Annotated in this window: 16 protein-coding genes and 1 tRNA gene; all 17 read right to left on the bottom strand. The window is 61.4% G+C overall.

Annotated elements, in window-relative coordinates; genetic code table 11:
• Positions 1 to 173 precede the first annotated feature (173 nt).
• Positions 174 to 249: transfer RNA gene (locus ONG87_RS05405), tRNA-Lys, on the bottom strand.
• 60 nt (positions 250 to 309) lie between these two features.
• Positions 310 to 996 (bottom strand): 7-cyano-7-deazaguanine synthase QueC, encoded by a 687-nt coding sequence (gene queC, locus ONG87_RS05400; protein ID WP_185793942.1) that lies wholly within the window; start codon positions 994 to 996, stop codon positions 310 to 312.
• 1 nt (position 997) lies between these two features.
• On the bottom strand, positions 998 to 1,645 hold the full coding sequence (queE, locus tag ONG87_RS05395) for a 7-carboxy-7-deazaguanine synthase QueE (RefSeq protein ID WP_122479306.1): 648 nt from the start codon (positions 1,643 to 1,645) through the stop codon (positions 998 to 1,000).
• 162 nt (positions 1,646 to 1,807) lie between these two features.
• Complete coding sequence (gene ybgF / locus ONG87_RS05390; protein WP_185793943.1) at positions 1,808 to 2,644, bottom strand: tol-pal system protein YbgF; 837 nt, start codon at positions 2,642 to 2,644, stop codon at positions 1,808 to 1,810.
• Positions 2,645 to 2,650: 6 nt separating this feature from the next.
• The gene (gene pal, locus ONG87_RS05385; protein ID WP_043187198.1) at positions 2,651 to 3,154 is read right to left on the bottom strand and encodes a peptidoglycan-associated lipoprotein Pal; all 504 of its coding nucleotides are present in this window, start codon (positions 3,152 to 3,154) and stop codon (positions 2,651 to 2,653) included.
• A gap of 52 nt (positions 3,155 to 3,206) precedes the next feature.
• Positions 3,207 to 4,460: a Tol-Pal system beta propeller repeat protein TolB gene (gene tolB / locus ONG87_RS05380; protein ID WP_197975749.1), complete on the bottom strand. Its 1,254-nt coding sequence runs from the start codon at positions 4,458 to 4,460 to the stop codon at positions 3,207 to 3,209.
• 47 nt (positions 4,461 to 4,507) lie between these two features.
• Entirely contained in the window at positions 4,508 to 5,608 is a 1,101-nt protein-coding gene (gene tolA, locus ONG87_RS05375) for a cell envelope integrity protein TolA (protein WP_122479309.1), read from the bottom strand.
• Positions 5,605 to 6,060 carry a protein TolR gene (gene tolR, locus ONG87_RS05370; protein WP_122479310.1) on the bottom strand — a complete coding sequence of 152 codons (456 nt, stop codon included), beginning with the start codon at positions 6,058 to 6,060 and terminating at the stop codon, positions 5,605 to 5,607. The genes tolA and tolR overlap by 4 nt, the downstream gene beginning before the upstream one ends.
• 14 nt (positions 6,061 to 6,074) lie before the next feature.
• Positions 6,075 to 6,770, bottom strand: a complete 696-nt coding sequence (gene tolQ / locus ONG87_RS05365) for a protein TolQ (RefSeq protein ID WP_122479311.1) — start codon at positions 6,768 to 6,770, stop codon at positions 6,075 to 6,077.
• Between the two features lie 2 nt (positions 6,771 to 6,772).
• Positions 6,773 to 7,228, bottom strand: coding sequence for a tol-pal system-associated acyl-CoA thioesterase (ybgC, locus tag ONG87_RS05360; RefSeq protein ID WP_192057584.1), 456 nt, complete (start codon positions 7,226 to 7,228; stop codon positions 6,773 to 6,775).
• Positions 7,229 to 7,368: 140 nt separating this feature from the next.
• Positions 7,369 to 8,424 carry a Holliday junction branch migration DNA helicase RuvB gene (gene ruvB / locus ONG87_RS05355; RefSeq protein WP_122479313.1) on the bottom strand — a complete coding sequence of 352 codons (1,056 nt, stop codon included), beginning with the start codon at positions 8,422 to 8,424 and terminating at the stop codon, positions 7,369 to 7,371.
• Complete coding sequence (gene ruvA / locus ONG87_RS05350; protein WP_122479314.1) at positions 8,425 to 9,033, bottom strand: Holliday junction branch migration protein RuvA; 609 nt, start codon at positions 9,031 to 9,033, stop codon at positions 8,425 to 8,427.
• A 117-nt stretch (positions 9,034 to 9,150) separates the two neighbouring features.
• On the bottom strand, positions 9,151 to 9,675 hold the full coding sequence (ruvC, locus tag ONG87_RS05345) for a crossover junction endodeoxyribonuclease RuvC (protein WP_264382351.1): 525 nt from the start codon (positions 9,673 to 9,675) through the stop codon (positions 9,151 to 9,153).
• A gap of 160 nt (positions 9,676 to 9,835) precedes the next feature.
• Positions 9,836 to 10,582 carry a YebC/PmpR family DNA-binding transcriptional regulator gene (locus ONG87_RS05340; RefSeq protein WP_122479316.1) on the bottom strand — a complete coding sequence of 249 codons (747 nt, stop codon included), beginning with the start codon at positions 10,580 to 10,582 and terminating at the stop codon, positions 9,836 to 9,838.
• 105 nt (positions 10,583 to 10,687) lie between these two features.
• Positions 10,688 to 12,463: an aspartate--tRNA ligase gene (gene aspS / locus ONG87_RS05335; RefSeq protein WP_192049881.1), complete on the bottom strand. Its 1,776-nt coding sequence runs from the start codon at positions 12,461 to 12,463 to the stop codon at positions 10,688 to 10,690.
• A 101-nt stretch (positions 12,464 to 12,564) separates the two neighbouring features.
• On the bottom strand, positions 12,565 to 12,786 hold the full coding sequence (locus ONG87_RS05330) for an FmdB family zinc ribbon protein (RefSeq protein ID WP_122479318.1): 222 nt from the start codon (positions 12,784 to 12,786) through the stop codon (positions 12,565 to 12,567).
• Between the two features lie 60 nt (positions 12,787 to 12,846).
• Positions 12,847 to 13,221, bottom strand: coding sequence for a ribbon-helix-helix domain-containing protein (locus tag ONG87_RS05325; protein WP_240998810.1), 375 nt, complete (start codon positions 13,219 to 13,221; stop codon positions 12,847 to 12,849).
• Between the last annotated feature and the right edge of the window lie 162 nt (positions 13,222 to 13,383).

The raw sequence follows: 13,383 nt of genomic DNA, 5'->3' as shown, positions 1-13,383 counted from the left end.
GCCGGGCCGACAAGGCCTGGGAGTATATGCCCTGGCTTTCGTGAGGCTTTTGAGGGCTGGCGCAGGCTACAGAGAAACCAGCCGTTAGCAAAGCCTTATAGACGTGGCAGGCACCAGCGCCGAATCACGGGCATAAAAAAACCCGCAGCCTTTGCAAGCTGCGGGTTTCGAAATGGTGGGTCGTGTGGGATTCGAACCTACGACCAATTGGTTAAAAGCCAACTGCTCTACCAACTGAGCTAACGACCCGTTTCGTGGGGCGTATAATACCGAATTCTTTCGGTAATTCAACACCCTACAGAAAATAAATCAAAAATAGCGTGTCGGATCGCTCACACCTGCCGCAGCGAAGCCCTCGGCACGCAGGCGGCAGCTGTCGCACTTGCCACAGGCCTGGCCCTGATCATCGGCCTGGTAGCACGACACTGTCAGGCCATAGTCCACACCCAGCGCCACGCCTGCCTTGACGATGTCAGCCTTGCTCATGTTCTGCAGCGGTGCCTGTATGGTGAAGCCATTGCCTTCCACTCCCGCCTTGGTGGCCAGGTTGGCCAGACGCTCGAAAGCCTCGATGAACTCGGGTCGACAATCCGGATAGCCCGAATAGTCCACCGCATTGACGCCGATGAAGATGTCGCGCGCTTCGAGCACTTCGGCCCAACCCAGGGCCAATGACAGAAACACCGTGTTGCGAGCTGGAACGTAGGTGACCGGAATGCCCTCACCCAAGGTTTCCGGGACGTCGATCGAGGTGTCGGTCAGTGCCGAGCCGCCCATGCCATCCAGGTCGAGCCCGATGACCTTGTGCTGTATCACGCCCAGGTCCCGCGCCACACGTGCCGCGGCATCGAGCTCGGCCCGATGGCGCTGGCCATAGTCGAAGCTCATGGTATAGCAGGCATAGCCCTGGGCCTTGGCCATCGCCACGACAGTGGCGGAATCCAGGCCGCCGGAAAGCAGAATGACTGCCTTTTTCTCGTGTTGGGTATGGTTCATCTCAGCGCCCCGGCTCGTCGTTCCAAAGAAGTTTGTGCAGCTGCATCTGCAGGCGCACCGGCAGGTTGTCGGCCACGATCCAGTCAGCCAGATCGGTAGCGCGCAGTTGATCCTTGCTCGGCGAGAACAGCACTTCGCCGGCACGACCGTCCAGCCCGTACTGAATCAGCTTGGACACGGCCCAGTCATAGTCTTCGCGCGAGCACAGGACGAACTTGACCTGGTCGTTGCGGGTCAGCAGCTCGATGTTCTCGTAACGGTTGCGATGGACTTCGAGAGAACCCGGTGTCTTCAAGTCGAGCACGCGACTGACGCGGGTGTCGACCGCGCTGATGTCGAGTGCGCCGCTGGTTTCCACGGAAACTTCATAGCCGGCATCGCAAAGCCGCTGCATCAACGGGATGGCATTGGGCTGAGCCAACGGCTCGCCTCCGGTGACGCACACATAACGGGGCTTGTAGCTGGCCACCTGCTCCATGAGCGAGTCGAGCGTGCGCTGGGTTCCCCCACTGAACGCGTAGGCGCTGTCGCAATATTGGCAGCGCAAAGGGCAACCGGTCAGGCGTACGAAAACCGTGGGCAAGCCGGCGGTCCGCGTCTCACCCTGCAACGAGTAGAAGACTTCGGTAATACGTAGTGTGTCTTGCATAGGGTCCACGGGCGTGACAGCGAAACAGGCTGACCGCCTCCGTTGGGCACTTCAGGCGGCCCGCGATCGCGCGGCCTAAGGAAGCGTGTTCATAAAATGGCGGCAAATTCTAACGAAAAAACCCGCGACAGGCGCGGGTTTCTTCGAATCACATGGCAGGCTTCACAATCTTTGCAGGTCTTTCTGCGCCAACTGCGCAGCGGACGTGCCCGGATATTGGGTCACAACCTGCTGCAGAATGCCTTTGACTCGGTCGGTATGGCCCAAGCGGCGCTCGACGTCGGCCAGCTTGTAGAGCGAATCCGGCACCTTGTTGTGCTTGGGATAGAGCTGGCTGACCTTGGCGAAAGCCTGGCCTGCGCCCTGCAGGTCACCCTTGGCAAGGTTGACCTCGCCCAGCCAGTATTGGGCATTGCCCGCATACTGGCTGTTCGGGTATTTGCGCAGGAACGCGGCGAAGGCCTGGCTGGCCTTGTCGAAATCCTTGGCCTTGATCAGGTCGAAGGCTGCATCGTAATACAGCTTCTCCTTGGCCGGATCGCCAGGCTCTGCGCCTGCGGACGACTGGCCGGCAGCCGATGAAGCACCAGCGCCGCTGGACGCGCCGCTGGCTGAAGAATTATCCGGTTGGGCACTGGGTGCAGGTGCAACCCCCGAGCCAATCCGACGATCGAGTTCCTGATACCGCTCGAGCCCTTCCTGTTTCAGGCGCTGGATATCGTTCTGCTGGACTTCGACCTGACCTCGCAGACGTGCGATGTCTTCCTGCATTTGCTGCAGTTGCATGAACAGCTCGCCCTGAGCCGAGACAGGCGCTTGCGCGACTGTCCCGGCCGAGGCGCCGTTCGTACCGTAACCTGAGGGCGGATAGCTGCCACCAACGGCGCCACTGTTACCGTAGCCTCCATTGTTGTTGCTATCGACCACAGGCACCGCGCCCCAAGCCATCACAGGCAGGGCGAAAGCCAGAACAGTTACAGCACGACGGCACGTTCGCATGACGAATTACTTACGCAGTTCGACGCGACGGTTCTGAGCCCACGACTGCTCGTCGTTGCCAGTAGCCACTGGACGCTCTTCACCGTAGGAAACCAGTTCCAGCTGGGCTGGCGAAACGCCTTGCAGTACCAGGTAACGCTGAACGGCCTTGGCACGACGCTCGCCCAGTGCCAGGTTGTACTCGCGAGTACCGCGCTCGTCGGTGTTACCTTCCAGGACGACGCGAGCGCCGTTGGCTTTCAAGTCCTTGGCGTGAACGTCCAGAGCGCGCATGGCTTCTGGCTTCAGGTCCGAGCTGTCGTATTCGAAGTAGAACGTGGTGATAGCGCGCAGAGCAGCTTCTTCGCTCAGGGAACCGTCAACGGCACCGGTGTTTGCGCCGTAACCAGCGTTAGGGTCGACAGCAGCGCCGCCTTGACCGGCATCTTCGCCGCCTTTGGACGAGCAACCTACAGCTACGGACAAGGCCAGGGCCAGCGCAGCGAACTTACCAAACTTCAGCATTTCCATCGTGAAACTCCTAATGAACCCCAATGTGTTAAGTACAACGTATTACGCCGCGTCAGTTCAGGTAAGGGGACCAGGACGGTTCTCTGACTTCGCCTTGAGCGGTAGGAAGCGGGAGCCTCACGCGGCCGTTTAGCGACACGAGCATCAAGACTCCCCGGCCCTGCTGGCGGGTGGCGTAGATTACCATGGTGCCGTTGGGCGCAACAGTAGGTGACTCATCAAGAGTTGAATCTGTGAGGATCTTTACGCTTCCGCGCTCCAGGTCCTGCGCCGCCACCTTGAAATTGGTGAAACCATCTTGCCGATGGATCATTACAAGGGTCTTTTCGTCAGCCGAAAGTTTCGGGTTGGCATTGTAGTTGCCCACGAACGTCACACGCTCGGCATTGGCGCCACCGGATGTGCTGGTCTTGTAGATCTGTGGCTTGCCGCCACGGTCCGACGTGAAGTACAGGGTCGAACCATCCTTGCCCCAGAAGGGTTCGGTGTCGATGGCCGGGCTGTTGGTCACGCGGGTCAGCGCGCGCGACGCCAGGTTCATCACGTAGATCTCCGGGTTGCCGTCCTTGGACAGCACCAGCGCCAGGCGATTGCCGTCCGGCGAGAACGCCGGTGCACCGTTGAGGCCTTCGAAGTTGGTCAACTGCTCGCGGCGGCCGGTGTCGACGTTCTGCAGGAAGATCCGCGGACGGCGCTGTTCGAACGATACATAGGCAATGTTGCGGCCGTTGGGCGAGTAGCGTGGCGACAGGATCGGCTCGCGCGACTGCAACAGGGTCACCGCACGGGCGCCGTCGTAGTCCGAACGCTGCAGGGTGTAACGGGTGGCATTGGTGCCGGCCCGTTCGGCGGTCACGTAGAGCATGCGCGTGGAGAACGCACCCTTGATCCCGGTCAGCTTCTCGAACGACTGATCGGAGATGAAGTGGGCCATGTCACGCAGCTGGTCGGTGGTGCCCGAGACGCTGCCGGTCAACACCTGTTGCTGGGTATTGACGTTAAGCAGCGCGTATTGCACCTGCAAGCGGCCGCCGGCCGGCGTGATGCTGCCGACCATGACGTACTGGGCACCCAGCGCCTGCCAGTCGCGGTAGATGACTTCGCTGGCCTGGGAAGGCTGGCTGATCATGTTCTGCGGTGGAATGGGTGCGTAGTAGCCCGAGTTGCGCAGGTCGTTGCCGACGATCTCGGCAATGTTGTCAGGCAACACGCTGCCGCCCTGGAAACCGAACGGCACGACGGCAATCGGCGTGGCACGGTCGGCACCGCTGGTGACCAGAATGTTCTTTTCGTCCGCAGAGGCCATGCCGGCTGCGCAGCAAAGGACGACGAGCAGTCCTCGAAGAAGGGTAATCACAAGGCAAGATCCTCAGGTGTAAATGTCATCTTGAAGGAACGATAGGGGTTGAAGTCAGCTGGTTTCAAACCCTGCATTTCCGTTAAACGGCCAATGTTCTTGACCGCAGCAACCGCCGAACTGTCGAAGGGACCATCGCCACTGGAGCGTGAGACGCTGACATTGGTGACGGTACCATCGGGCAACATGTTGATCTGCAATACCACGGTCATGTTCTTGCGTGCCGAAGGCGGACGCGCCCACCCTTCGGCTGCTCGCGAGCGGATCAGATCGTCGAAGTTGCCCGCGACCTCATCACCCTGCTCGTCGGCGAGCGCCTGCTGGCGTTCAGGCTTGTCGGAAAGCAGATCGGCCAATGCCTGCGCCTTCTTGTCCTCCGCTGCCTTGCGAGCTGCGTCCTGAGCCTTCTTCTTCGCGGCATCGGCCGCAGCCTTCTTCTTCGCGTCCTCGGCGGCCTTCTTCTTCGCTTCCTCGGCCGCGGTGGCCTTCTTGGCGTCGTCTTCGGCTTTCTTCTTCGCGTCTTCGGCGGCCTTTTTCTTGGCGTCCTCGGCAGCCTTCTTCTTCGCGTCCTCGGCTGCCTCCTTCTTCGCCTCTTCCTGCTCGGCCTTCTTCTTGGCGATATCGGCCAGCTCGCTCTTCTTGGCTTCGGCCGCTTTTTCAGCGGCTTCGGCCTTGGCCGCCTCAGCCTTGGCCGCTGCTGCAGAGGCGGCTTCCGCCTTGGCGGCAGCATCGGACTTCTTGGCTTCGTCGGCCTTCTTCGCCGCTTCGGCCTTTTGAGCGGTTTCCTCTTTCTTTTGTTCCGCGGCCTTGATGGCTTCCTGCTCCAGCTTCTTGGTCTCCATCTGCTCGACTTCGGTCTGCCGCGCAGCAGACTTCTTCGCCTCGCCCGCCAGTTTCTGGTTGGTCTGGGTGGTGGCCTGGCTCTTGGACTTGAGCTGATAGAGCGTAGCCTGCACGATGGGTCGCGCTTCAGGCAGTTCGGGCGTCATGGCGAAACTGACGAACAGCATCCCGAAGATCAGCACGTGCAGGGCTACCGCCCAGACCGTGGGCCAGAAGAAGCTTTCCGAGGCTGAATGCTCTCGCTTTCGCATCAGGGGGCCTCGGTAATCAAGCCAACGTTACCGACACCTGCCTGCTGCAAACCACCCATGGCGCCCATGACAGCCCCGTAATCCACGGTCTTGTCACCGCGAATGAAGACCTGGGTCTTCTTGCCGCTGGCATTGCCCTGGTTGATGATCGCGGTGGCGGCCTGGGTCATCTGCGCCAGCGTCATGGCCTTGTCCTGCTGCTTTTCAGTGTCTACTTCCTTGCCGACGTTCCAGTAGTAGGTCTTGTCGGCCTTGATGGAAATGGTGAGCACCTGAGTGTTGTTGTCCTGCGGCAACGCTTCGCTGGAAACCTTGGGCAGATCGACCTTCACACCTTGGTTGATCATCGGAGCGGTGACCATGAAGATGACCAGCAGTACCAACATCACGTCGATGTAGGGCACCACGTTCATCTCGGCGACCGGCTTGCGTTTTGGGCGACGACCTCGAGTCATTGGGTTATCCCTGCTCACTCTTCGCTGGTGTGCACTTTACGGTGCAGGATGGCCTGGAACTCGTCAGCGAACGTGTAGTAGCGGTTGATCAGGGTTTCGCTGCGAGCAGCGAAACGGTTGTAGGCGATGACGGCCGGAATCGCTGCGAACAGACCGATGGCCGTGGCAATCAGTGCTTCGGCAATACCTGGCGCAACGGTGGCCAGAGTCGCCTGCTGCGCCGAGGCCAGGCCGCGGAACGAGTTCATGATGCCCCATACGGTACCGAACAGACCCACGTAGGGGCTGGTGGAACCGACGGTTGCCAGGAATGGCAGACCCTGTTCGAGCTTCTCTTCCTCACGGGAAATCGCCACGCGCATGGCACGGCCCACGCCTTCCATCACGGCATCGGGATCGACGCCCTGCTGCTGGCGCAGGCGGGAAAACTCCTTGAAGCCAGCACGGAAAATCTGCTCGACACCCGAATCAGGGTCGGGATTGCTGCCAGCCTGACGGTACAGCTTGGACAGGTCGATGCCCGACCAGAAGCGTTCCTCGAAGCTGTCCAGGGCACGACGACCGGCGCGCAGCATCGAACTGCGCTGAAAGATCATGACCCACGAGGTGACCGAGGCGGCCACCAGAATAAGCATTACCAACTGCACCACGACACTGGCATTGCTGACCAAACTCCACATGGAGGTATGGTCGACGACGTTAGCTTCCACGCTTAATCTCCTGCACTGGATTGTTTGCCCAGGCCGCCTGCGTCGGCAAAGGCCGTACGCAAGGCTGGGGGAATGGCCCGGGGTCTGAAGTTATCGGCGCGCACACAGGCCACCATGAACTGCCCTTCGCAGAGCAGCGTTGTATCTTTCACCCGCCATACCTGCTGTTTGAAACGCAGGCTGGCGCGATTCAATTCGGTTATTTCGGCGGTCACCGCGAGCTCGTCGTCCAACCGCGCCGGCGCATGGTAGCGCGCCTCTGCCGAATGCACGACGAACAGCAGGTTCTCACCTGCCAGCTGCGACTGGACGAAACCCAGCGCACGCAAGCGCTCGGTACGAGCCCGCTCCATGAATTTGAGGTAGTTGACGTAATAGACGACGCCGCCGGCGTCGGTGTCTTCGTAATAGACCCGACACTGATGGGCGAACGCCTGAACCCCGTTTTGCGCGCGCATACTCTAGTGCTTACTCCTCAGGTTGCCAATCCGCCCGGGCAACTGTTTTTTCGTCGCGTGTGCAGGCAAGGGCCATGCAAAAGCCGTGTCAGCCCCTAGGACCACGGAAAGCCGAATTAGGTCGCTGTGCGAGGGGCCTTTCATGCGTCGATTTCTTCGGACATGGCATCGCTGCCCGGCATGTCGCCCAGCCGGTTGGGAATGTTCAGACCGAAATGCAGGTAGGCGTGGCGCGTCACGACCCGGCCGCGCGGGGTGCGCATGATGTAGCCCTGCTGAATGAGGTAAGGCTCCAGGACGTCCTCGATGGTGTGGCGCTCTTCGCTGATGGCTGCGGCGAGACTGTCGACACCCACCGGCCCACCGTCGAACTTCTCGATCATGGTCAGCAGCAGCCGGCGATCCTGGTGGTCGAAGCCGCGCTCGTCGACGTCGAGCATGTTCAGCGCCAGGTCGGCGATGGGCTTGGTGATGTGCCCCTTGCCACGCACCTGGGCGAAGTCGCGCACGCGGCGTAGCAGGCGATTGGCGATTCGCGGCGTACCGCGGGCGCGGCGGGCGATCTCGAAGGCACCTTCGTCCTCGATCTCCAGGTTGAGGATATTGCCCGATCGACTGACGATGGTTGCAAGGTCCGCAGTGCTGTAGAACTCCAGGCGCTGGACGATACCGAAGCGGTCACGCAGCGGATTGGTCAGCATGCCCGCCCTGGTGGTGGCCCCGACCAGGGTGAACGGCGGCAGATCGAGCTTGATGGAACGTGCCGCGGGACCCTCACCAATCATGATGTCGAGCTGGAAGTCCTCCATGGCCGGATACAGGACTTCCTCGACGATGGGCGACAGCCGGTGGATCTCGTCGATGAACAGCACATCGTGGGGTTCCAGGTTGGTGAGCAGGGCAGCCAGGTCGCCCGGCCGTTCCAGTACCGGCCCCGACGTGCTCTTGATCGACACGCCCATTTCCTGGGCGATGATATTGGCCAAGGTCGTCTTGCCCAACCCGGGCGGGCCGAAGATCAAGGTGTGATCCAGGGATTCACTGCGCCCGCGCGCAGCCTGGATGAACAGCTCCATCTGCTCGCGCACGGTGGGCTGGCCAATGTAGTCGGCCAGGCTGAGCGGGCGGATGGCCCGATCCTGTACTTCTTCCCGATCGCGGCCGGTGGCGGCGATCAGACGGTCGGCTTCGATCACTTAGATCATTCCCTTCAACGAGCGGCGGATCAATTCTTCGCTGCTCAACCCCTTGGCGTCGATGGCCGCCACGGCGCGACTGGCCTCCTGGGGCTTGTAGCCCAGGGAGATGAGCGCACTGACGGCATCGGCTTCGGCGCTGTTGACCGGCGCCGGCCCCTGCGGCCCGCTGGGCACCAGCTCGAACATGCTCGGCGTGGTCTGCCAGGCCTTGAAGCGATCCTTGAGTTCGACCAGAAGCCGCTCGGCGGTCTTCTTGCCCACGCCGGGTATCTTCACCAGCGCCGAGGTGTCCTGAGCCTGCACGCAGCGCACGAGTTCGTCGACGTCCAACCCCGACATCAGCGCCAGTGCCAGCTTGGGGCCGACGCCGTTGAGGCGGATCAGCTCACGGAACAGCTCGCGCTCGCGCTTTTCATAGAAGCCATAGAGTAACTGAGCGTCTTCACGCACAACCAGGTGGGTGTGCAGGGTCACGCTTTCGCCGACCGGCGGCAGCCGATAGAGCGTGGTCATCGGCACTTCGAGCTCATAGCCCAGCCCGTTGACGTCGAGAATCAGGTGCGGCGGCTGCTTTTCAGCCAAGGTACCGCGCAGGCGTCCAATCACGTATGAATCCTTTGTCGGAAGGCGCAGTCACGCCCTGTTCATGCGGGCCAGTTCAAGGGCCATCATTACAGGACTGAGGTGAGCTGCAAGCAAAAAAGTTTGAAACGATGTAAGCCGCTACAGGCGCAGGCGCCCACCGCGACTGCGGGCCGCGCTCAGGCCGTGGGGCATGAGGCTGGACCGGGTGTGCGCGTGGGTGAGTGCGATGGCCAGGGCATCGGAGGCATCGATCTGGGGTTTCTGGGTCAGTTTGAGCAGGTGCATGACCATCATCTGTACCTGCTCCTTGTTGGCGGCACCGGTGCCGACGATGGCCTGCTTGACCTGGGTGGCACTGTACTCGGCGATCTCCAGCCCCTCCTCCACCGCTGCGACGATGGCAGCGCCGCGCGCCTGGCCCAGCTTCAGGGCCGAATCGGCGTTGCGGGCCATGAACACCCGCTCGATGCCCATGGTCACCGGACCGTAGGTCTGGATCACCTCACGCACCCCACGAAAAACGATCTGCAGACGATCATGCAGCAGTCCGCCGCCGGTACGAATACAGCCCGAAGCCACGTATTCGCAACCGCGTCCGGTTTCACGCACGACGCCAAACCCGGTGATGCGCGAGCCTGGGTCGATTCCAAGAATTAAAGTCATAAAGCCTGCAGTAGTGAGGAACACGGCTGATGCCTTCGCGGGTAGAACCCGCTCCCACATGGGTGTGCATAGCATGTGGGAGCGCCGCGGGCGGCGAGCCATCTACCGGCCAAGAAGCCGGCACTGGTAAAGCATGGCTTAGATGAAACACACGGGCCGATCAGCCAAGCTGCTCCATCACGGCGTCGGATATCTCGGCGTTGGAATAGACGTTTTGCACATCATCCAGATCTTCGAGCATGTCGATCAGCTTCAGCACCTTCTCGGCACCTTCCGCATCAAGTTCGGCACTGGTCGTCGGCGCCATGACGATCTCGGCTTCATCGGCATTGAAACCGGCCGCCTGCAGCGCATTGCCCACCGAGTAGAAGCTGGCGAACGAGGTGAACACGTCCATCGAGCCGTCGCCATGGGTCACGATGTCGTCGGCATCGGCCTCCATGGCCGCCTCCATCAACGCATCCTCGTCCACGCCCGGGGCGAAGGACAACTGCCCCTTGCGCTCGAACAGATACGCCACCGAACCATCGGTACCCAGATTGCCCCCGCATTTGCTGAACGCATGACGCACGGCGGCAGCGGTGCGATTGCGGTTGTCGGTCATGCATTCGACCAGTACGGCGACGCCACCGGGACCGTAGCCCTCGTAGCTCAGCTCGACCACGTCGTCGCTGCCGGCTGCCCCGGTGCCCCGTGCAATCGCGCGATCGATGATGTCGCGACTCATGTTGGCGCTCAGGGCTTTGTCCAGCGCCAGGCGCAGACGCGGATTGGAACCTGGCTCGCCGCCGCCCTGGCGGGCAGCGACGGTCAGCTCACGAATCCACTTGGTGAAGATCTTGCCCCTCTTGGCATCCTGGCGCTCTTTGCGGTGCTTGATGTTCGCCCACTTGGAATGACCAGCCATAACGCAACTCCAGTTTCTGTGTGTTACCCATACGAACCCTGCCCCTGGCAAGGTTTTTCCACCGCCCAACGCAAGGGCGCATCCGAAGATGCGCCCTGTCAGCAGTTACTCGGCCTTGGGCTGTTCGCGCAGGCGAATGTGCAATTCGCGCAGCGCCTTGGCATCGACCACGCCAGGCGCCTGGGTCATGACGTCGGCGGCGCTCTGGGTTTTCGGGAAGGCGATGACTTCACGGATCGACTGCGCACCGGTCATCAGCATGACCAGACGGTCCAGGCCGAAGGCCAGGCCACCATGGGGTGGTGCACCGTATTTCAGCGCGTCGAGCAGGAAGCCGAACTTCTCTTCCTGTTCCGCCGCCTCGATACCGAGCAGGCGGAACACGGCCTGCTGCATGTCCTTGCGGTGGATACGGATGGAACCGCCGCCCAGCTCGGTGCCGTTGAGTACCATGTCATAGGCGCGCGACAGGGCAGTGGCCGGGTTGGCCTCCAGCTCTGCAGGCGTGCACTTGGGTGCGGTGAACGGATGGTGCAGCGCACTGAAGCTGCCGTCGTCGTTCTCTTCGAACATCGGGAAGTCGACGACCCACATCGGCGCCCACTCGCAGGTCAGCAGGTCGAGATCGTTGCCCAGCTTGATGCGCAGCGCACCCAATGCCTCGCTGACGATCTTGGCCTTGTCGGCACCGAAGAACACGATGTCGCCATCGACCGCGCCAACGCGATCGAGGATCACATTGAGGTTGGCTTCCGGGATGTTCTTGACGATCGGCGACTGCAGGCCCTCGACGCCCTTGGCGCGCTCGTTGACCTTGATGTAGGCCAGGCCCTTGGCGCCGTAGATGCCGACGAACTTGGTGTAATCGTCGATCTGCTTGCGCGGCATGCTCGCCCCGCCTGGAACGCGCAGTGCGGCAACGCGGCACTTGGCGTCGTTGGCCGGACCGCTGAAGACCTTGAACTCGACATCCTTGAGCTGATCGGCGACGTCGACCAGTTCCATCGGATTGCGCAGGTCGGGCTTGTCCGAGCCGTAGCGGCGCATGGCTTCTTCGAAGGTCATGTGCGGGAAATCGCCGAACTCGACGTCGAGCACTTCCTTGAACAGCTTGCGCACCATGGTTTCGGTGATGCCGATGATTTCGCTCTCGTCGAGGAAGCTGGTCTCGATGTCGATCTGAGTGAACTCGGGCTGACGATCGGCACGCAGGTCTTCATCGCGGAAGCACTTGGCGATCTGGTAGTAACGATCGAAACCGGCCACCATCAGCAGCTGCTTGAACAGCTGGGGCGACTGCGGCAGGGCGAAGAAGCTGCCGGGGTGGGTACGGCTGGGCACCAGGTAGTCACGTGCGCCTTCGGGGGTGGCACGGGTCAGGATCGGCGTTTCGACGTCGAGGAAACCGTTTTCGTCGAGGTAGCGGCGAATGCTGGTGGTGATGCGCGAGCGCAGGCGCAGCTTCTCGGCCATTTCGGGACGACGCAGGTCGATGAAGCGATAGCGCAGGCGCGTTTCCTCACCCACGTCGGAGTACTCGTTGAGCGGAAACGGCGGGGTTTCCGCTTCGTTCAGCACTTCGAGCTCGTAGCCCAGCACTTCGATGGCGCCAGACGCCATGTTCGGATTGACTGCGCCGGCGGGCCGCGCACGGACCTTGCCGGTGACCTTGACCACGTACTCGCTGCGCACGCGATCGGCGGCGGCGAAGCTGTCGGCGCGATCGGGGTCGAAGACCACCTGGGCCATGCCTTCACGATCCCGAATGTCGAGGAAGATCACCCCGCCATGGTCGCGACGGCGATGGACCCAGCCGCACAGGGTGATTTCCTGACCTTCCAGGGTCTCGTTCAGTTGGCCGCAATAGTGGCTGCGCATCATAGTAGTGGTTTCACTTCTCGTAATTCATGATTCGATGACGGCGTGTAGCTGGACACGCGGCACCCTGGACATAGTGCAGGAGCAGGCCGGGGCCGGGCAATTCACTCGGCCTTGTCGCCGCCTGCCAGATTCTTCTTGTTGCCGGTCTTGAAATCGGTCTCGTACCAGCCGGTGCCGCTGAGGCGGAAGCCCGGCATGGAAAGCACCTTTTTCAGTTGTGGCGCCTGGCAGGCAGGGCAATCGGTCAAAGGCTCGGCGCTGATCTTTTGAATGACTTCCATCTGATGACCGCAGGAAGCACATTGATAGTCGTACATCGGCATGGGTAGTGTCTCGGCAACCAAATGACCGCGGCGCAAGCGGCGCCAGGGCGAAACGCGGGATTATATCCGGTTAATCGACGCTGCGCAGCCGTCCAAGGTAACAGACGACGTTCGATCACGCCCCATCAAGTAGGTGACACAGACTACCCGCACCAGTCCGCTGAAATTCTTGACGCCGCCATGGCGCAGGTGGACTTCGCGGTCGACGTAGGAAAGCAGCGCGTTCACCGTGCATTCATTGGCCAGGGCGATGCGCTCGAGAATCTCCCAGTAGATCCGTTCCAGGCGCAGGCAGGTGGCGAAACCGTTCAAGCGAACCGAACGCGAGACGGGCCTGGCCAGGCCCATGTCGAAGTTGTCCGAGTAGGGATCGACGGCAAGCTTGCTCGATCGATCGAGCTGGCGCGCCCGGGTGACGATGATGTTCCGTTCCATGGATCAGTGCTTCCTAGATGATCGCCCCTCCAACCCTGGAGGTGTGCTGACGGATCTATGGAAGCGTATCGGCGAACGATGACGACAGGGGAATACGGAAGTGCATACGTACGAAGAGCGGCGTCGTTGGGTAGGAGCGAACCCCCCGTACCCAGGCCGGTG

Source organism: Pseudomonas sp. MM227 (assembly GCF_947090715.1).
Lineage (GTDB): Bacteria > Pseudomonadota > Gammaproteobacteria > Pseudomonadales > Pseudomonadaceae > Aquipseudomonas > Aquipseudomonas baltica.
This window is presented reverse-complemented; position numbering and strand designations above follow the sequence as displayed.